General features: G+C 38.1%; 17 protein-coding genes. 6 read left to right on the forward strand and 11 right to left on the reverse strand.

Annotated elements, in window-relative coordinates; all coding sequences use genetic code 11:
* Window positions 1-4: 4 nt before the first annotated feature.
* From ACZ1GV_RS13210 to mnmG, 5 genes are all read right to left on the reverse strand, one after another.
* On the reverse strand, window positions 5-391 hold the full coding sequence (locus ACZ1GV_RS13210; protein ID WP_472674565.1) for an ATP synthase subunit I: 387 nt from the start codon (window positions 389-391) through the stop codon (window positions 5-7).
* Window positions 392-735: 344 nt separating this feature from the next.
* Window positions 736-1629, reverse strand: a complete 894-nt coding sequence (locus ACZ1GV_RS13215; protein WP_472674566.1) for a ParB/RepB/Spo0J family partition protein — start codon at window positions 1627-1629, stop codon at window positions 736-738.
* Window positions 1630-1662: 33 nt separating this feature from the next.
* Window positions 1663-2442: a ParA family protein gene (locus ACZ1GV_RS13220; RefSeq protein ID WP_472674567.1), complete on the reverse strand. Its 780-nt coding sequence runs from the start codon at window positions 2440-2442 to the stop codon at window positions 1663-1665.
* Between the two features lie 20 nt (window positions 2443-2462).
* Complete coding sequence (rsmG, locus tag ACZ1GV_RS13225; protein WP_472674568.1) at window positions 2463-3098, reverse strand: 16S rRNA (guanine(527)-N(7))-methyltransferase RsmG; 636 nt, start codon at window positions 3096-3098, stop codon at window positions 2463-2465.
* Window positions 3099-3193: 95 nt separating this feature from the next.
* Window positions 3194-5083: a tRNA uridine-5-carboxymethylaminomethyl(34) synthesis enzyme MnmG gene (gene mnmG / locus ACZ1GV_RS13230; protein ID WP_472674569.1), complete on the reverse strand. Its 1890-nt coding sequence runs from the start codon at window positions 5081-5083 to the stop codon at window positions 3194-3196.
* Window positions 5084-5708: 625 nt separating this feature from the next.
* On the opposite strand from mnmG, the gene ACZ1GV_RS13235 reads away from it, so the two are divergent.
* Window positions 5709-7739 (forward strand): bifunctional 2',3'-cyclic-nucleotide 2'-phosphodiesterase/3'-nucleotidase, encoded by a 2031-nt coding sequence (locus ACZ1GV_RS13235; protein WP_472674570.1) that lies wholly within the window; start codon window positions 5709-5711, stop codon window positions 7737-7739.
* Between the two features lie 90 nt (window positions 7740-7829).
* On the opposite strand, the gene ACZ1GV_RS13240 is transcribed toward ACZ1GV_RS13235, so the two are convergent.
* The 6 genes from ACZ1GV_RS13240 to rpmH form a co-directional block, all read right to left on the reverse strand.
* A complete protein-coding gene (locus ACZ1GV_RS13240; RefSeq protein WP_472674571.1) occupies window positions 7830-8264 on the reverse strand; it encodes a flavodoxin domain-containing protein in 435 nt (144 codons plus the stop codon).
* Between the two features lie 26 nt (window positions 8265-8290).
* The gene (gene mnmE, locus ACZ1GV_RS13245; RefSeq protein WP_472674572.1) at window positions 8291-9670 is read right to left on the reverse strand and encodes a tRNA uridine-5-carboxymethylaminomethyl(34) synthesis GTPase MnmE; all 1380 of its coding nucleotides are present in this window, start codon (window positions 9668-9670) and stop codon (window positions 8291-8293) included.
* Between the two features lie 81 nt (window positions 9671-9751).
* Window positions 9752-11410, reverse strand: coding sequence for a membrane protein insertase YidC (gene yidC, locus ACZ1GV_RS13250; protein ID WP_472674573.1), 1659 nt, complete (start codon window positions 11408-11410; stop codon window positions 9752-9754).
* A gap of 5 nt (window positions 11411-11415) precedes the next feature.
* Window positions 11416-11682, reverse strand: coding sequence for a membrane protein insertion efficiency factor YidD (gene yidD / locus ACZ1GV_RS13255; RefSeq protein WP_472674574.1), 267 nt, complete (start codon window positions 11680-11682; stop codon window positions 11416-11418).
* Window positions 11637-12005 (reverse strand): ribonuclease P protein component, encoded by a 369-nt coding sequence (gene rnpA, locus ACZ1GV_RS13260; protein ID WP_472674575.1) that lies wholly within the window; start codon window positions 12003-12005, stop codon window positions 11637-11639. The genes yidD and rnpA overlap by 46 nt, the downstream gene beginning before the upstream one ends.
* 3 nt (window positions 12006-12008) lie before the next feature.
* The gene (rpmH, locus tag ACZ1GV_RS13265) at window positions 12009-12143 is read right to left on the reverse strand and encodes a 50S ribosomal protein L34 (RefSeq protein ID WP_155696850.1); all 135 of its coding nucleotides are present in this window, start codon (window positions 12141-12143) and stop codon (window positions 12009-12011) included.
* Window positions 12144-12559: 416 nt separating this feature from the next.
* Between rpmH and dnaA the strand changes: the two genes are divergently transcribed.
* From dnaA to glyQ, 5 genes are all read left to right on the forward strand, one after another.
* Entirely contained in the window at window positions 12560-13960 is a 1401-nt protein-coding gene (gene dnaA / locus ACZ1GV_RS13270; RefSeq protein WP_472674576.1) for a chromosomal replication initiator protein DnaA, read from the forward strand.
* A gap of 14 nt (window positions 13961-13974) precedes the next feature.
* Window positions 13975-15078 carry a DNA polymerase III subunit beta gene (gene dnaN, locus ACZ1GV_RS13275; protein ID WP_472674577.1) on the forward strand — a complete coding sequence of 368 codons (1104 nt, stop codon included), beginning with the start codon at window positions 13975-13977 and terminating at the stop codon, window positions 15076-15078.
* Between the two features lie 13 nt (window positions 15079-15091).
* Window positions 15092-16219: a DNA replication/repair protein RecF gene (gene recF, locus ACZ1GV_RS13280; RefSeq protein WP_472674578.1), complete on the forward strand. Its 1128-nt coding sequence runs from the start codon at window positions 15092-15094 to the stop codon at window positions 16217-16219.
* Window positions 16210-18654 carry a DNA topoisomerase (ATP-hydrolyzing) subunit B gene (gene gyrB / locus ACZ1GV_RS13285; RefSeq protein WP_472674579.1) on the forward strand — a complete coding sequence of 815 codons (2445 nt, stop codon included), beginning with the start codon at window positions 16210-16212 and terminating at the stop codon, window positions 18652-18654. Before recF ends, gyrB begins: the two co-directional genes overlap by 10 nt.
* Before the next feature lie 102 nt (window positions 18655-18756).
* On the forward strand, window positions 18757-19668 hold the full coding sequence (gene glyQ / locus ACZ1GV_RS13290) for a glycine--tRNA ligase subunit alpha (RefSeq protein WP_472674580.1): 912 nt from the start codon (window positions 18757-18759) through the stop codon (window positions 19666-19668).
* Window positions 19669-19673: the final 5 nt, after the last annotated feature.

The raw sequence follows: 19673 nt of genomic DNA on the forward strand, positions 1-19673 counted from the left end.
AAGTTTAAAGTTTTAATAAAACTGATTGTGAAAACTGACTTATTTTCATTATCAAAAAGCCTGCAAATAACGCCGGAAATACAACCGGTAGCAACTTAATGGCAAAAACAAATAGTGCGCCAGTGATCATTATCTTTACTGTCTCTCCACGATACATTGAAGCTGCAACTTGTTGAATTCGTTGCGCACCTGTAAATCGAAATGCATACACAGTAAAGACAAAAGAGGGAAGTACATCTAACATGGCGCCTATAAAAAAGGACTGTCCAGTTCGCACTTCCCAAAAAATTCCAATAAAAAAGGCAATAACAACAGCAAAGCAAGTTTGAAACGCTAAAAACTTAAAGGCGTTATTACGATGCTTGGTTGAAACGTGTTGTACCAAAGCCATTTTCCTACAAGTATTGTCTATTTATAATCCAGCTAATCGACTACAAATCAATCATAGTGATAATTTGACCGTTAGCTAGGATAAAATCAGGCGAAATTATACGTTTAAATAGAGGTTTTGCAAGTATGAGTGGCTTTTTACAAAGGGAATGATAAATGTGGTTGAACAATACTATTTGGTAATAAATTTACATGTGTATTTATAGACAAATAGGTAATTGAAATAAAAGACTTTATTGCTAGAGTTAAGCTGTAGTAAAGCTACTTTTTTTAACTAAGTAGTGACAAAAAAGTGTTGTTTTTTAATAATTTACTTTTTGTCACTACCATTTTTATAAAATATAATTATTTTTCGTTGGTCAAGTGAGCAATGATACCGTCTAATTCATCAAGTGATGTGTAAGATATAACCATTTTACCTTTCCCTTTGCGGTTATAGCTTATATCAACTTTAGCACCTAACCGTTCTATCAACTGTTGCTCCAGTAACTTAACGTCTGGGTCTTTTTCAACAATGGCTTTTTCGGCTTGTTCTTGCGTTAAGCTATTCACCAATTTTTCTGTATCTCGAACTGTAAGATCTTTTGCTACAACTTTTCGTGCCGCTAAAATTTGCTCATCACCAGATAAAGCAAGTAGTACTTTTGCATGGCCAAACTCTAAGTCACCATGCTCCATTAGCGTTTTTACATCATCTTCCAATTTATTTAAGCGTAAATAATTTGAAACAGAAGTACGTGATTTACCAACAGCGTCTGCTACTTCTTGATGTGTTAACTCAAACTCATCCTGCAATCTTTGCAAAGCAATAGCTTCTTCCATTGCATTTAGGTCTTCTCTTTGAATATTTTCAATTAATGCAATAGCAACCGCAGCTTCATCTGGCACATCTTTAATTAAGCAGGGAACGTTATCCAGTCCGGCAATTTGTGAAGCACGCCAGCGACGTTCACCAGCTATAATTTCATATTGCTCTTCGTTTATTGGTCTAACAACGATTGGCTGAATGATGCCTTGATTACGAATTGAAGCGGCCAATTCTTCCAGCGCTTCAGGAGACATATCTTTACGTGGTTGGTATTTACCAGGAACGAGCAACTCTATAGCTAAATTGATTAAATTTTTACGTTCTGTATTTTCGTCAGTCACTTCTTGATCAGCAACTTGAGGTTGATTGTGCGCTTGAGTTGCTAAAAGAGCATCAAGACCTCGACCTAATCCACGTTTACGGGGAGACATATATATCCTTTACACTACAATTTAATTATTTATTTACGCCGCAGCGTTTTTATTTGATCGACGTAACATCTCACCAGCTAATGCAAGATAAGCTTTTGCACCTGATGACGATTTGTCATAATACATAACTGGTGAACCAAAACTAGGCGCTTCAGCTAATCGAACATTTCTTGGGATGACAGTACGATAAACTTTATCTCCAAAATGATGTTTTAACTGTTCTGAAACATCATTTGCTAGTCTATTCCTTGGATCGTACATCGTTCGTAAAATCCCTTCTATTTTTAGCTTTGGATTTACGATACTAGCAAGCTGACTAATAGTATCCATTAGAGCGGTAAGCCCTTCAAGTGCATAATATTCGCATTGCATAGGTACGATTACAGAATCAGCAGCAGCCATCGCATTTACAGTCAACATGTTTAATGATGGCGGACAGTCAATAAAAATAAAGTCGTATTGATCTTTGATTTTGTCTAATGCATTTTTTAATCGTAATTCACGACCATACATTTCCATCATTTTAACTTCAGCGGCGGTAACGTCACCATTAGCAGCGACAACATGGTACCCACCAGAAGTTTCAGTTTCCACGACTTGCTCAAAAGGTACATCTTCAACCAATAAATCGTAGGCACTAAATTCAACTTCGTACTTATCTATACCCGATCCCATGGTTGCATTGCCCTGAGGATCTAAATCAATTAACAAAACTTTACGTTTTGTTGCTGCCATAGAAGCCGCTAGGTTAACGGCTGAAGTTGTTTTACCAACCCCACCTTTTTGATTGGCTATTGCTATTATTTTTGCCACGTTAGTCTCAATCCCTTTAATCAATCGTTACGTTTACTCAACACAACTAAATGACGCTCGCCTTCTAATTCAGGCACGGTTAATTGAATAATTTCTTCAACTTTAACAAATTCAGGTAAAGCTTCAATTTCTTCTTGATCAAGTTGACCTTTTAAGGCGAAAAAACGGCCATCTTTCGCAACAAGATGATGACTCCAGTGAACCATGTCAGAAATAGAGGCAAAAGCTCGACTTAAGACACCAGCATATTGCCCATGATGGTCTTCAACTCGGCTTAACATTGGCGTCACGTTTTTTATACCGTGTTCGTGGTTAACTTGCGTAATAAATCTTATTCTTTTTCCAAGCGAATCTAACAAAGTAAAATCACTATCTGGATTGGCAATCGCTAATGGCATTCCTGGTAAGCCAGGTCCCGTACCAACATCGATAAATTTATTATTTTTATTTGGTGTTTTCTGTAAGTAAGGACTTACAACCAAACTATCAACGATATGTTTAATTAACATTTGTTGAGGATCACGTACCGAGGTTAAATTATAAGCCTTATTCCATTTATTAAGCATTTCAACATAACCAACTAATTGGTCTATCTGTAAATCAGAATAATGTAAGTCTGTTTTTTCTAACAATTGAATAAGTTTATTTTTTAACATGGCTTAAATTTGGCGATTTTTAAAATAGATAAGAAAGTATAGCGAGCAATGCTCGCCATACCTAGAGAATATTTTGATTATGTTATGGAAGAAGTTTACGCTGATTTTTTTAAAGCGTTGTGTTTTTTCAAATACACTAAAATCATTGATATTGCCGCCGGTGTAATACCAGAAATACGAGCAGCTTGGCCGACTGTATCTGGTCTAGCATCTTCAAGTTTCGCAATTACTTCATTTGATAAACCGCTAATAGAAGCGTAATCAAAATCATTTGGGATTAAGGTATCTTCATTTTTTTGTTGTTTTGCGATCTCTAACAATTGACGATCAATATAACCTTGGTATTTGATCTGTATTTCAACTTGTTCAGCGGCTTGTTTATTTTCATTTGCAGGACCTACACCTTCAATGTTCATTAGATCTTCATAACGAACTTCTGGACGGCGAATTAAGTCTTCTAAACTTGCCTCACGCGATATTGGGGTTTTCAATAACTCGTTTACTTGATCTAAAGCAGCATGATCTTTATGGATCCAGTTTGATTTTAATCTTTCTTGCTCAACGGCTATTTGTTCAATTTTTTGATTGAATGTTTTCCAACGCTCGTCGCACACAAGGCCTAACTCTCGACCTTTTTCTGTTAAACGAAGATCCGCATTATCTTCTCTTAACAAGAGTCTGTATTCAGCACGGCTAGTGAACATGCGATAAGGTTCTTTAGTACCAAGCGTTGCTAAATCATCAATTAAAACGCCTATGTAAGCTTGATCTCGACCTGGTGACCATGCCTCTTTTTCTTGTGCATGCAATGCAGCGTTTAACCCTGCTATTAAACCTTGTGCACCAGCTTCTTCATAACCAGTTGTGCCGTTAATTTGGCCGGCAAAAAAGAGCCCATTAATAAATTTGGTTTCTAATGACTGTTTTAAATCACGTGGATCAAAATAATCATACTCAATTGCGTAACCAGGACGAGTGATATGTGCGTTTTCAAAACCTGCAATTGAGTGAACTAACTCTATTTGTACATCAAAAGGCAAGCTTGTAGAAATACCATTTGGATATAGCTCATGAGTAGTTAAGCCCTCTGGCTCTACAAATATTTGGTGCTTATCTTTATCTGCAAATCGAACAATTTTGTCTTCGATTGAAGGGCAGTAACGAGGACCTATACCTTCAATAACGCCTGAGTACATCGGAGATCTATCTAAACCACCACGAATAACATCGTGTGTTTTTTCGTTCGTGTAAGTTATAAAACATGGGATCTGTTCAGGGTGACAACCGTCTTTACTGATATACGAAAAGTTTGGTGTTGGTGTGTCACCTGGTTGTGCTTGCATAACAGAGAAGTCTACTGTTCGAGCGTCGATACGAGGAGGAGTACCTGTTTTTAGTCGATCAACTCTGAATGGTAATTCTCTTAAACGATCCGCTAAAGCGATTGAAGGAGGATCGCCTGCGCGGCCTCCTGAGTGATTTTCTAAACCAATGTGTATCTTTCCACCTAAAAAGGTTCCAACAGTCAATACAACGCTTTTGGCTTTGAATTTGAGGCCCATTTGAGTCACAACACCAACCACACGATCGTTCTCTACGATAAGATCGTCACAAGATTGTTGGAATATCTTTAAGTTCTCTTGGTTTTCTAAAGTTGTACGGATTGCTGCTTTGTAAAGTTGACGATCCGCTTGGGCTCTTGTTGCTCTAACGGCTGGGCCTTTTGAAGAGTTTAAGGTTCGAAACTGAATACCACCAGCGTCTGCAGCAAGTGCCATTGCTCCGCCAAGAGCATCTATTTCTTTTACTAAATGACCTTTTCCAATACCGCCAATTGCTGGATTACATGACATTTGGCCTAACGTATCTACGTTGTGCGTTAGCAAAAGCGTATTTTGTCCCATGCGCGCTGCCGCTAAAGCAGCTTCAGTACCTGCATGTCCACCACCAACAACGATGACATCAAAATGTTCAGAAAAGATCATGATTACCTCAATACAACTAAAAAACGGATCCTTAAAAAAGGGCGCGTATTCTATCTTGGTTTGGTAAGGATTGAAAAGGTTATTTTTTACTCAGAGAATGGTCTAAATTATAAGTTTCTGATCACTCTATTAATATAAGATCTATTTAAAGATCTTTTATTTTTATTACTATTAAGCATCTACCTTTCTGTGTGTAAGCTGTTTTTCCTTAATTAAAATAGGATCTTATAGTGATCAATAACTGTGATCTAACTTGGATCAAGTGTGTTTAAACCCTTGGATAAGTAGCTCTTTTATCCACAGCCAAATACGCTGTAAAAGTTACCATCTGGATATCTCCAGTTAGATCAAACGATCTTAACGATCTTATGCACAGGAGATATAGCTCAATAACATCTCTGTGTGCATATTGTTAGTAACTAGGATTAATCCTGTGATCAGGTTAATGATCGGCTAATTTGGCTATGTTGATGTGTATAAGTAGATCTAATTAACTTATGTTAAAAAAGATCGTTATATTTTTTAGATCCAGGCAAATAAAAGTGATTATGTATAAAATTACATAAAAATCGGCCCGTAATCGTTTATGATCTGGGTCTCTTTTGTTATTTGGACCTTCGTTTTTATGCAATTAAATTTTTTTCTTAAGCCAGTTTCTCTGGTTTTTATTCTTTGTATAGCAGCTTGCTCAATACCAGAACCTGCGAAGGAAGACGTGTCTCCAACTATAACTTTACGTATTATGGAGACCACAGACATCCATATGTACTTCGCTAACTATGATTATTTTAGAAAAACTAAGACCGAATCGATAGGCTTTGTTAACACGGCAACGTTGATCAAAGAAGCACGATCAGAAGTGCTGAATTCTGTTTTAATTGATAATGGTGATCTATTACAGAATAGTCCTCTTGGTGATTATGAAGCTCAAATTCGTAGAGATAGCATATTGACCGGCGATACACATGTTGCTTTTAAAGCGATGAATTTAATGAATTACGATGTAGCAAACATTGGTAATCATGAGTTTAACTTTGGTCTTGAGTTCTTAAAAGCCTCTATTAAAGGAGCAAACTTCCCTTATATAAGCGCAAACGTTTATGAGAAAAGTAAAAACGATGAAGTAGTTAACACTTTTTCGCCATACCTTATAAAGGCCAAAACATTGGTTGATGGCAATGGTAATACTTATGACATCAATATTGGTTACATTGGCTTTGTTCCGCCTCAAATAATGCAATGGGATAAAAGTCATCTTGAAGGAAAAGTATTTGCAGAAGACATCATAAAAACAGCACAAAAATTTGTTCCAGAAATGAAAGCTAAAGGTGCGGACATTGTAATCGCTATTCCTCACTCTGGTTTGTCGATGCAAGATCATAAAGAAGGTGCAGAGAATGTTGCCTTGATGTTATCTAAAGTCCGAGGCATTGACGCTATTTTGTTTGGTCATCATCACCGATTGTTCCCAGGCGATCCTGCTTTTGATGGCTTTGAGCATTTAGGTGTAAATAATAAAACTGGAAAACTCAATGATGTTCCTGCTGTTATGCCAGGCTTTTTTGGTAACCACTTAGGTTTAATTGATTTAGAGCTAACGTTAAGCGATAACGGCCAATGGTCTATCAAGGAGTCTACTGTTTCTGTCAGAGCAATAGCTAGTGGTTCAAAACGAAATGATACTTTTGTTGATCTTGCTGAGGCCGATAAAGCAGTTTCTGAAGCTATTAAGCCGGAGCATGAAGCGACCATAAAGTGGATATCAGAATCTTTTGCAGAACTTGCACACCCTATTAATAGTTATTTCTCTTTGGTACAGGATGATCCTTCGATACAAATTGTGGCTAACGCACAAATAGAGTGGGGGAAACGTTTTATATCAGGAACTGAGCTTGATGGCCTGCCAGTTTTGTCTGCAGCCGCACCATTTAGAGCAGGCAGGAACGGTTTTGAAGACTTTACCTATATTAAAGCTGGTAAGGTCTCGTTATTAGATGTTGTTAGCTTATATGTGTTTCCAAATACAATTAGAGTAGTGAAACTTACGGGACATGATGTAAAGGAATGGCTTGAGCGTTCGGCAGGTCAGTTTAATCAAATAGATCCAACATCGCCAAAAACTCAATACCTGCTAAATGAAGCATTTCCAAGTTTTGATTTTGATGTTATCGATGGTGTTACCTATGAAATTGATATCACGCAGCCTTCTCGCTACAACACGGAAGGGCATCTTCAAAATGATTCTGCTCATCGTATTGTAAATCTAAAATACAAAGGTTTACCAATTAATTTAGATGATGAGTTTCTTGTGGTGACTAATAATTACAGAGCATCTGGTGGGGGCAAGTTTCCAAATATCGATGGAGTTTCAAGAGAGACGTTTGAAGGACCAGACGAAAACAGAACTGTATTAAGAAGTTATATTCAAGCCCAATCAAATATGAATAAAGGTGTTGGCATTAAAGCTAATCCTGACGGCAACTGGCGTTTTAAGGCGATTAAAACCTCGGTCAAACTTGACGTTATATTTAAGTCTTCACCTTCATTAAATGCTCAAAAGGTCTCTGAAAAAATTAATGTTATTTCTATTACTGACCCTGTGCGTGTTGATAATGATGGACTTGCGTTTTACCAGATTGACTTAACTGCAAACTAGTAAAAAATGAGCAGTGATGTACTTTATGTATCGCTGCTCATTATATTGGCGCTAACTTAAATGAAGACGCAAAATTGAAGAAAGTTATGTTTAAGCTAATTTATCCAATTGAACTTTTAATAAAGGAAGAATGATATCTTCTGGAAGTTCATCAGACATGGCATCCGCTAAAATTGGTGCAAACATACGGGTTGCGTTTGCGTTAGACAACAATTCATCTAATGATACAGCTGCTTGGCAGAACGTATCGTAACTAGAGTCACCTAAGCCTATTACAGCAAACTTTTTGTTTTCTAGGTTTGGCGACGTTTTTAGCCACTTCTCAAAGTTCTTTAAATTGTTTGGAACGTCACCAGCACCATGTGTTGACGTGCAAATAAGCAAGGTTTCCTCATCGGACAGCGGTAAGTCCGATAGTTGATCAATCACTTCAGCATTTAAATCATGTTCATTTAACAGCTCTAAAACTTCATCTGCGACATATTCTGCAGTGCCGGTTTCGGTTCCAACAATTATCTTAATCATGGCTATTCTTCTACTTTTTATTTGTCTTACTTACCGATACAGAACGAACTAAATATTCTGCCTAATAAATCGTCTGAACTGAATTCACCGGTAATTTCATTGAGGTGTTGTTGAGCGATTCTTAATTCTTCTGCCAAAATTTCACCGGCAATAAATGAATGAAGTTGCTCTTTACCTTGAAGTAAGTGCGAATATGCTTTGTTTAATGCATCAAGATGACGTCTACGAGCCATAAAGGTGCCTTCCGTACTTCCTTGAAAACCCATTGCAGCTTTTAAATGCTGTTTCAGTTCTTCAATACCAAGCTGTTGCTGAGCTGAAATAGAAATGACCGGGATATTGTTGATCTCTGTTACTTGAGATGTGCTTTCACCAATTAGGTCAATTTTATTTCGGATAATACTAAGTGGCATATTTTCTGGAAGTTTATCCATAAACTCAGGCCAAATATCATTTGGGTCTATATTTTCACCACTTGTTGCATCAACCATCAGTAATACTTTGTCAGCATCATTAATTTCTTGCCATGCTCGCTCAATACCAATTTGTTCAACGGTATCTGGGCTTTCTCTAAGGCCTGCTGTGTCGATAATATGTAACGGCATACCGTCAATGTGGATATGTTCTTTCAATACGTCTCTGGTGGTTCCTGCTATGTCAGTGACAATCGCACTGTCTTTACCTGATAGCGCATTAAGTAATGAAGACTTACCAGCATTAGGTCTGCCTGCAATAACTACTTTCATTCCTTCACGAATAATTGCCCCTTGTTGGGCTTGGTGTTTTACCGAGTCCAAATAATCGATAATGCCATCAAGATCATTTGCTACCTTTCCGTCAGATAAAAAGTCTATTTCTTCATCTGGAAAATCAATGGCTGCTTCAACATAAATACGCAGTTGGATCATTTTTTCAACAAGGCTGTTTATTTTGTTAGAAAACTCGCCTTGTAGAGATTGAAGCGCTGACTTTGCCGCTTGTACAGAGTTACTTTCAATTAAGTCGGCAATGGCTTCAGCTTGAGTTAAGTCAATTTTGTCATTTAAGAATGCACGCTCACTAAACTCACCCGCTCTAGCTAACCTTAATCCGTCTATTTTTGTGATTTCTTGTAAAATGAGATCAATAACAATTGGACCGCCGTGGCCTTGGAACTCAACAACGTCTTCACCAGTAAAAGAGTTTGGTCCTTTAAAAAATAACACAATGCCTTGATCAAGCGTTGTGCCGTCTGAAGACTTGAAAGACATATACTCAGCTTGACGAGGCTCAGGACAACGACCAACAATATGAGCTGCAATGTCTTTTGCTTTTGGTCCAGATACGCGAATAATACCTACACCTCCTTTTCCAGGTGCGGTTGCTTGAGCTGCAATTGTGTCATTGTTTTCAAATGGGCTGGTCATATCTGGTCTCTGTTGCGTTTAAATTGAAAAAGGCGACCCTCAGGCCGCCTTTTATTGTACTTTATTTTTCAGGTTAAGGGGTTAGCCTTTTTTGGCAGCCGCTTTTTTATCTATATTTTTGTATATAACTAACATCTGAATAATAGAAATTAAGTTAGAAACAAACCAGTATAAAACTAGACCTGATGGGAACCATAGGAAGAATACTGAAAATAGTACAGGCATCCAGGTCATCATTTTTTGTTGCATCGGATCAGCTGATGGCGTTGGAGACAACTTCTGCATTAAGAACATTGATGCACCAAATAGAATTGGCAATACAAAGTAAGGGTCTTTTGCTGATAAGTCTGTGATCCACAAGCCAAACGGTGCATGACGGAGTTCAACACTTTCTAGGAATACCCAATACAATGCCAAAAGAATTGGCATTTGTAATAACAGAGGTAAACAGCCACCCATCGGATTCACTTTTTCTTTACGATAAAGTTCCATGGTTGCTTGACCAAACTTCTGACGGTCATCACCAAAACGTTGTTTTAGTTGTTCCATTTTTGGTTGTAAAGCTCGCATTTTAGCCATCGACTCGTATTGCTTTTTAGTCAGTGGATAAAGGATCATTTTCACGACAATTGTGATGATAATAATTGCGATACCCCAGTTACCAACTACGCCATATATGAACGCTAAACCAGAGAAAAGGATTTGACTAATAAACCATAAAAAACCGTAATCAACTGTTAAATCAAGAGTATCGTGAATTTGACTTAACTCTTCTTGGTTTTTTGGACCTGCAAACAACGTTGAATTCGTTTCTATTGTTTGACCTGGTTGAATACTAATAGCAGGTGACTTAACGCCAATGATTGCAGCGCCACCATTATTAATTACGCGAGAGTAAATATTGTTTTGATCCGTTTGTGCTGGAACCCAAGCACTAACAAAGTAATGTTGGATCATACCAACCCAACCGCCAAGCGTATTTTTGTTTAAGCGCTCATCGGCCATGTCGTCAAAGTCGTATTTGTCGTAGGCTTCGTCAGCAGTAGAGTAAACACCACCACGATAAGTCGGCATCATCATACTACCTTCGTGTTCAACAATATCCTGTTTTAGCTGATAAAAAGGTTGAACCTGAGCAACTGTTGAATTGTTATTTGTAACAGTAAACGAGACATCTACCGAGTGTTTTGCACGTTTAAAAGTAAACGTTTTAACAACAGACAAACCGTCTTTAGATGTATATGTTAACGGCACTACCAAGCTATTGTCTTGTAATAGCCACTCTTGTTGAGTTGCACTATAAACTGGACGGCCATCTGTTGAAGCATCTGGACCTTGAGCGCCAACTAAACCTGACATCGCAACATAAGCAGGGGTTTGTTGTAGTAGTACAAACTTTTCTTCAGACAAATGTGTACGGTCATATTCGAGTAACACGGCTGAAACAACGTCACCACCTCGAGGGTCGATTAAAACCTCTAGAGCATCAGTCGTAACTTTTATCAGCTGTGTAGAAGCTACTTTTGCAACTTCGGTTACAGGTGCCGTGTCTGACTCAGGTAAATCAGCAGAAGTGTTTTTTACACTAGCTTTAGGCATACCATTATCAGTTATGACTTGTGTATTCTCAGGCGATGTTTGCTGAGGTACTGGCGTGTTGTAATCGACTTGCCATTGTTGGAATAGCAAAAAGCTAACCAAGGCTAAACCAATAACTAAGAACGAACGTTGCGATTCCATAGCGCTTACTTCTCTTTATTTTCTGTGTTAATTGATGTTGAGTTTGGTACTGGATCAAATCCACCATCACTAAAAGGGTGGCATTTTAGAATACGTTTGGCACTTAACCAAGAACCTTTTGCAGATCCATGCTTATCTAATGCTTCAATAGTGTATTCTGAACAACTAGGATAAAAACGGCATTTAGCCGGGAACCAAGGACTGATAAGGATTTGGTAGCCACGTACTATTTTTTTAAGGATTGTTCGCAACGGAGCGCGATTTTTTTCCATAATTTATTCAGCTGTTTATTTAGTTTCTCGTTGTCAACTTTGCCGATACCATCTCGAGCAATGACTACTATATCAATATTTGGCAATGCGTGTTGATTTAAACGAAAACTTTCTCGTGTTATACGCTTAATACGATTTCGACCTACAGCAGTTTTTTCTTTCTTTTTGGCAACAACAAGTCCAACACGAGGGTGTGTTAAATCGTTATATTTAGCAAGAAGTGTAAAGTGGTCTGAAACAGCTTTGACCGGGCGGTCAAATATGCGGGAAAAGTGCGAGGGAGTTACTAAACGTAACTCCCTTGTAAAAGTGAAGTTATCCACTTTTTACTTAGAAAGAACTTTACGTCCCTTCGCACGACGACGAGCTAGAACAGCACGGCCGTTTTTAGTTGCCATACGAGCACGGAAACCGTGTGTACGTTTACGTTTTAGTACGCTAGGTTGAAATGTACGTTTCATATTAAATCCATCCGATCGGTTATTACTACAAATTATCCCGCAGGTCGCGACCCCTGCAGGGCCCCAAAAAAGGACGCCGAATAATATAGATTGATCTTCTTTTAGTCAATCAAAATGATCTATTAATTTTTAAGTTCACATTTTATTCACAAAACGAGGTGTATATAAGAAAAAAATGTGGATAACATTGTTTTAAATGTAACGTAAAAGTCTTCTAATTCATCCGTCTTTTTGCTTTAAAACGTGATTATTAGGGACGCAATTACACCACCATTACAGTGATTAATATTTAGTTAAATTTAATACTGTTTTAATGCTCATTGTTGGTTGAGTTTGTGGATAAAATTAAGGCATAATAGCCGGTGCGCTTTTACAAAGTGTATTAATTATAACCGGACATCATAATAGGATATTCAGTGTATCAGTCTCTTTGGCAAAATTGCCTACAGGTTTTAGAACAAGAGTTGTCTCAACAACAATTCAACATGTGGATCAGGCCTCTGCAACTCCACAGTTCAGAACAGTTAATTACCCTGTACGCACCTAATCGTTTTGTATTAGATTGGGTAAGAGATAAATATATGAATCGTATTACTGAACTTCTTGTTCAATATAGTGACGGTTCTCCGGCGCCGAGTTTGAACTTCGATGTTGGCTCGAAAGTTAATACACAACCACAAACTATTTCACACGCAGCAGCGACAAGTAACGTTAATAGAACTCAGTCGCAGAGTATACCTTCATCGTCTAGTCCAGCTTCAGCTCATCAACAGACTGCAAAACCCAAAGCTGTGTTTCGCTCAAATATTAATGACTCTTATACATTTGACAGCTTTGTTGAAGGTAACAGCAACCAATTAGCTAGAGCTGCCGCGATGCAAGTAGCAGATAATCCAGGTGGTGCGTATAACCCATTGTTCCTATATGGTGGAACGGGTTTAGGTAAAACTCACTTATTACATGCAGTTGGTAATGGGATAATCCAGAATAAAAAAGACGCCAAAGTTGTATACATGCATTCTGAGCGTTTTGTTCAGGATATGGTGAAGGCGCTACAGAATAATGCTATTGAAGAGTTCAAGCGTTACTATCGTGGATTAGACGCACTACTAATAGATGATATTCAATTCTTTGCTAAAAAGGATCGGAGCCAAGAAGAGTTTTTCCATACCTTCAATGCTTTATTGGAAGGAAATAAACAGATTATTTTAACCTCAGATCGATACCCTAAAGAGATAGATGGTGTTGAAGATCGACTTAAAAGTCGTTTCGGTTGGGGTTTAAATGTGCCAATTGAGCCGCCTGAATTAGAAACTCGAGTAGCAATTCTGATGAAAAAAGCACATCAGAGTAAAGTTAAGTTACCAGAAGAGGTCGCATTTTTTATTGCGAAAAGATTGCGTTCAAATGTACGAGAGCTAGAAGGTGCATTGAACCGAGTAATAGCAAATGCTAATTTTACCGGTCGACCAATTACAATTGATTTTGTTAAAGAAGCGTTGCGTGATTTACTTGCCCTGCAAGATAAGTTGGTAACAATAGATAACATTCAAAAAACCGTTGCCGAATATTTCAAAATACGAGTTGCTGATATTTTATCAAAACGTCGTAGTCGCTCTGTTGCAAGACCAAGACAAATTGCTATGTCGTTGGCAAAAGAATTGACAAATCATAGCTTACCAGAAATTGGTGACGCGTTTGGCGGGCGAGATCATACGACAGTGCTTCATGCCTGTCGTAAAATAAAAGAATTAAAAGAAGAAAGTCACGAGATAAAAGAAGACGTGCAAAACTTAATGCGAATTTTGTCGTCATAGTGGGGAATGGATAAATGCATTTTATTATAAGTAAAGATTCATTGTTAAAACCTTTAACTATGGTTTCTGGTGCTATTGAGCGTAAGCATACGCTTCCTATTCTTTCTAATGTGCTAATTGAAGCGTCGTTAGATGCCGTAAAATTTACTGGTACGGATATGGAAGTAGAATTGGTGGCGTCAACGACAGCAGATAACGTTATTCAAGCGGGTGCTATTACAATACCTGCTAAGAAGTTATTTGATATTTGCCGATCACTTCCTGGTGATGCGGAAATTGAATTAAAAGTAGATGGCCATTCCGCGGTCGTTAAATCCGGAAAGAGTAGGTTCAGCTTATCAACTCTTCCAGCAAGCGATTACCCAAACTTAGAAGAGTGGCAATCGGACGACCAGATAGAAATATCAAGGCATACGCTAAGAGCCCTAATTGAGAGAATCAATTTTTCTATGGCAAACCAAGATGTTCGTTATTATCTAAATGGTATGTCTTTTGAGCTAGAGTCTGATGTTATTCGAACAGTTGCTACCGATGGTCACCGCCTGGCATTAGCTCAGCAGCCAATAGCCGTTGGGGTAAAAGAGCAGAAACAAGTCATTGTCCCTCGTAAAGCTGTTTTAGAGATTTTACGCTTAGTTGAAGACAATGATGAGCTATTACAAATTCATCTTGGTAATAATCATATCAGAATCATTGATAAGCAATTTGTTTTCACTAGCAAGCTCGTTGACGGCCGTTTTCCTGATTATCGTCGTGTATTACCTCAAGGTGGTGATAAGACAATCGTTGCAGATAAGAACATGCTTAAAGATGTCTTTCAACGAGTTTCTATTTTGTCTAACGAAAAGTTCAAAGGCGTGCGTTTAAATCTAAGTCATGGTGAATTATTGGTTAGCGCAAATAACCCTGAACAAGAGCAAGCAGAGGAAACCGCGTTAGTAGATTACGCAGGTGGCGACTTGGAAATTGGTTTTAACGTTTCATATATTATTGACGTATTAAATAATATTAATACTGATACGGTTAAAATTATGCTGGCTGACGCAAATAGTAGTGCGTTAATAGAGGGTTTTGACGACGCTTCAAGTTTGTATGTCGTTATGCCAATGAAGCTTTAGGCTCGTTATTTTAATGCTTGTAAAAAAAGTAAATGTTGTTGGGTTTAGAAACTTAAGAAACATATCAATTGATACAAGCGCTAGCGTTAACTGTTTCTATGGTAAGAATGGTAGCGGTAAAACGAGTTTACTTGAGGCTCTTTATTTTTTAAGTAGAGCAAGATCTTTCAGAAGCAATAAACGAAATCATTTAATCAATGTGGATGAAAGTTATTTAGCAGTTGCTGCTCTATTAGAACAAAATGGTGAACACCGTTTAGGTTTAGATCTAGACGAAAAAGGAAATAGTCGATTAAAGCTTGATGGCGAAATTCTTAATAGGTTGTCAGAAGGCACGTCATTATTTCCAGTTCAACTAATAACACCAGAGAGTTTTGACGTGTTTTTTAGTAGTCCTAAAGCTCGCCGAGGTTTTTTAGATTTTGGATTGTTCCACGTGGAACATGAATATCAAAAGTGTTGGTCAGACTATCAAAAGCAGCAGAAGCAAATAAACGCGTTATTAAAAACGGGTAACGCGGACCAGAGAGAACTGGTGTTTTGGTACAAAGGTTTGGTTAATAGTGCAGCAAAAGTAGAAGACTATCGAAACCAATTTATCGTAAACCTACTGCAGCCAATGCTAAATGAATTGACTCGTTCGTTACAAAATCAAGAAACAGTAGAATTACTGAAAGCGATAGAAATTAAATATAAATCAAAAATTTTTGATGCAACAGATGACTTAGATAGTGCGATAAGAGCGCAAATATTTAAGGATCAGAAATATAGACAAGTAGGCTTCGGCCCAAGTAAGGCAGATATACTCTTCACCCAAAACGGTGAAGATATTACAAATATGCTATCTCGAGGCCAAAGTAAAATGTTGTTTTACTTACTGGAAGTCGGGATGGTTAGGTTGGTAAAAAACATTAGTAACAAAAATATGTTACTTTTGATTGATGACTTGCCTTCCGAAGTAGATGAGTTTACGCGTGAAACAATGCTTGAGATGTTGTTAAATTCTGAAGCTCAAGTATTTGTAACAGGGATAGAAAGTAAAATAGCAATGGAATTTAAAAAATATACTAATTCTGTGAATGTGTTCCACGTGGAACATGGAGCAATTAAACCAGAGAATATGGAGCAGTTATGTCCGTAGAAAATGAATATGGTTCGTCTAGTATTAAAGTCTTAAAAGGCCTTGATGCAGTTCGAAAACGTCCTGGAATGTACATCGGTGATACTGATGATGGTTCTGGCCTACACCACATGGTGTTTGAAATACTAGATAACTCTATTGATGAAGCCTTAGCCGGCCACTGTAGCGATATAGTTGTAAAAATTCACTTGGATGGATCTGTTTCTGTTCGAGATAACGGTCGTGGAATCCCGACAGAAATTCACCCTGAAGAAGGTGTATCAGCTGCGGAAGTAATCATGACCGTTCTTCACGCCGGTGGTAAATTCGGTGGAGAAGATTCTGGATATAAAGTATCTGGTGGTCTTCATGGTGTTGGTGTTTCAGTTGTAAACGCGTTAAGTGACAAGCTTGTTTTAACAGTTCGTCGTGATGGCAAAGTACATGAACAAGAATATCATTTAGGTGAGCCTGTAGAGCCTCTAGCAGTAGTTGGTGAGGCAACTGAAACTGGTACTGAAGTTCGTTTTTGGCCTAGTGCAACAATATTTTCAGATGTGACTTTCCACTTTGATATATTAGTTAAACGTATACGAGAGCTTTCTTTCTTAAACTCAGGCGTTTCAATTCGTATCATGGATGAGCGTGACGAAGATAAAAAAGAACACTTCTTCTTTGAAGGCGGTATCAAAGCTTTTGTAGAATATTTAAATCAGAATAAAAACTCTGTTAATGAAGAAATCTTCTACTTCTCATTAGAAAAAGATGATGGCATTGTGGTTGAGGTAGCGATGCAATGGAATGACTCTTATAAAGAGCACATTCTATGTTTTACAAATAATATTCCTCAGCGAGATGGTGGAACTCATTTAAGTGGATTCCGCGGCGCATTAACTCGTACGCTGAACAACTACATGACATCTGAAGGTCTGAACAAAGGCAAAGGAAAAAGCTCTGTAGATGTTTCTGCTAGTGGTGATGACGCAAGAGAAGGTTTAACGGCTGTAATTTCTGTAAAAGTACCAGATCCTAAATTTTCTTCTCAAACAAAAGATAAATTAGTCTCTTCAGAAGTTAAATCGGCGGTTGAACAAGCTATGGGTGAAAAGTTAGGTGAATACCTAATTGAGAATCCATCGGTTGCTAAAAACATCATTATGAAAATAGTGGATGCGGCAAGAGCGCGAGAAGCGGCAAGAAAAGCACGTGAAATGACACGCCGAAAAGGTGCGTTAGATATTGCTGGTTTACCTGGTAAGTTGGCAGATTGCCAAGAAAAAGACCCGTCAAAATCTGAACTATATATAGTGGAGGGTGACTCGGCCGGTGGTTCTGCAAAACAAGGTCGTAACCGTAAAAACCAAGCAATCTTACCGTTAAAAGGCAAAATCCTTAACGTTGAAAAAGCACGTTTTGATAAAATGATTTCGTCTCAGGAAGTTGGAACACTTATAACAGCACTTGGTTGCGGTATAGGTCGTGACGAATACAATCCTGAAAAATTGCGTTACCACAATATCATTATCATGACCGATGCCGACGTCGATGGATCGCATATACGAACTCTTTTACTTACATTTTTCTATCGTCAAATGCCCGAGCTTGTAGAGCGAGGTTATATTTATATTGCGCAACCACCGTTATATAAAGTTAAAAAAGGTAAACAAGAGCGCTATATTAAAGATGATGAAGTATTGACTGAATACTTAACAACACTTGCCCTTGAGGGAGCTACGCTTCATGTAAATCAAGATGCGCCAGCAATAAACGGTGTTGAATTAGAAAAGTTAATCAAACAGTATCACAAAGCTGAAAACGGTATTTCTAGGCTTAAGAAAAAAATTAATATAGAAATATTACGTAACCTAATGTTCTTCCGCCCGTTAACTGATGACAAGTTGAAAGACGAAGCAACCATTACAGACTGGCTAGAGTCATTTGTTAAATATCTTAACGATAAAGAAACAGAGTCAGTAATCTATAATGCCGTTATCAATCGCGATGAAGAGCGTAATATTTGGGTTCCAACAATCCGTGTTCGTCAGCATGGTGTAGACAGAGACTATACATTAACAAAAGACTTTATTAACTCTACTGAGTTTAAAGAAATAAGCTCTGTAGGCGAAATCAATATTGATTTATTGGAAGATGGCGCTTACGTAAGTCGTGGTGAAAAACGTTTCCCTGTAGACGATTTCGGAATGGCCGTAGACTGGCTAATGAAAGAATCAAAGCGTGGCTTATACATTCAGCGCTATAAAGGTCTGGGTGAAATGAATCCAGAGCAACTTTGGGAAACAACAATGGATCCTGAATCCCGTCGTATGCTGCAAGTTACAATTGAGGACGCAATTGGCTGTGATCAACTGTTTACTACACTAATGGGTGATCATGTTGAACCTAGAAGAGCGTTTATTGATCAGAACGCCCTTAAAGTTGCTAACTTAGACGTATAAGTTATGCGTTAATTTAAGAAGCCTAGTCGTTCTAAACTGCTAGGCTTTATTTATTTAAGAGTTTGAATTTTTACGACAAAGTAAAATTGGTAAAGACAAATCATGAGCAAATATAATATCGATACATTCCAAGGTCTAATATTGGCGTTACAAGAATATTGGGCTAGACAAGGTTGTGTAATAATCCAGCCTTTGGATTTACCAGTTGGGGCAGGAACGTTTCATCCTATGACGTTTTTACGCTCGTTAGGACCTGAGCCAATTAGTTCAGCTTATGTTCAGCCGTGTCGTAGACCGACAGATGGTCGATATGGCGAAAACCCTAACCGTTTGCAACATTACTACCAGTTTCAAGTGATGCTAAAACCATCACCAGACAATATCCAAGAGTTGTACCTTGGTTCTCTAGAAGAGCTAGGTATCGATACTCTAGTCCATGATATTCGTTTCGTAGAAGACAACTGGGAGTCGCCAACACTTGGTGCTTGGGGGCTTGGCTGGGAGGTTTGGCTAAATGGTATGGAAGTAACACAGTTTACCTACTTCCAACAAGTTGGCGGACTTGAATGTAAACCAGTTACTGGCGAAATAACATATGGTTTAGAGCGTTTAGCCATGTACTTACAAGGCGTAGATAGCATCTATGACTTAGTGTGGACTGACGGCCCTATGGGCAAAGTAACTTATGGCGATGTTTTCCACCAAAATGAAGTTGAACAATCAACCTACAACTTCGAATATGCGGACGTAGATACACTTTTTAAAGAGTTTGATGAAGCCGAAAAAGCAAGTCAGCTACTAATTGAAAAAAGTTTACCTTTACCGGCGTATGAGCAAGTAATGAAAGCGTCACACGCATTCAACATGTTAGACGCTCGCCATGCGATATCCGTAACTGAACGTCAGCGCTATATCTTACGAGTTCGAGCTTTATCAAAAGCCGTTGCACAAGCATATTATGATGCTCGTGAGGCATTAGGTTTCCCAATGTGTAGCGATCAAGTTTCAAAATAGTAGGG

The sequence above is a fragment of the Psychrosphaera sp. HA2-10 genome (assembly GCF_055693745.1).

Bases quoted from the DNA above. Each gene is read 5' to 3' on its own strand.
- ACZ1GV_RS13210 (WP_472674565.1), bottom strand. From the start codon at position 391: ATGGCTTTGGTACAACACGTTTCAACCAAGCATCGTAATAACGCCTTT.
- ACZ1GV_RS13215 (WP_472674566.1), bottom strand. From the start codon at position 1,629: ATGTCTCCCCGTAAACGTGGATTAGGTCGAGGTCTTGATGCTCTTTTA.
- rsmG (WP_472674568.1), bottom strand. From the start codon at position 3,098: ATGTTAAAAAATAAACTTATTCAATTGTTAGAAAAAACAGACTTACAT.
- mnmG (WP_472674569.1), bottom strand. From the start codon at position 5,083: ATGATCTTTTCTGAACATTTTGATGTCATCGTTGTTGGTGGTGGACAT.
- ACZ1GV_RS13235 (WP_472674570.1), top strand. From the start codon at position 5,709: ATGCAATTAAATTTTTTTCTTAAGCCAGTTTCTCTGGTTTTTATTCTT.
- ACZ1GV_RS13240 (WP_472674571.1), bottom strand. From the start codon at position 8,264: ATGATTAAGATAATTGTTGGAACCGAAACCGGCACTGCAGAATATGTC.
- mnmE (WP_472674572.1), bottom strand. From the start codon at position 9,670: ATGACCAGCCCATTTGAAAACAATGACACAATTGCAGCTCAAGCAACC.
- yidC (WP_472674573.1), bottom strand. From the start codon at position 11,410: ATGGAATCGCAACGTTCGTTCTTAGTTATTGGTTTAGCCTTGGTTAGC.
- yidD (WP_472674574.1), bottom strand. From the start codon at position 11,682: ATGGAAAAAAATCGCGCTCCGTTGCGAACAATCCTTAAAAAAATAGTA.
- rpmH (WP_155696850.1), bottom strand. From the start codon at position 12,143: ATGAAACGTACATTTCAACCTAGCGTACTAAAACGTAAACGTACACAC.
- dnaN (WP_472674577.1), top strand. From the start codon at position 13,975: ATGCATTTTATTATAAGTAAAGATTCATTGTTAAAACCTTTAACTATG.
- recF (WP_472674578.1), top strand. From the start codon at position 15,092: ATGCTTGTAAAAAAAGTAAATGTTGTTGGGTTTAGAAACTTAAGAAAC.
- gyrB (WP_472674579.1), top strand. From the start codon at position 16,210: ATGTCCGTAGAAAATGAATATGGTTCGTCTAGTATTAAAGTCTTAAAA.
- glyQ (WP_472674580.1), top strand. From the start codon at position 18,757: ATGAGCAAATATAATATCGATACATTCCAAGGTCTAATATTGGCGTTA.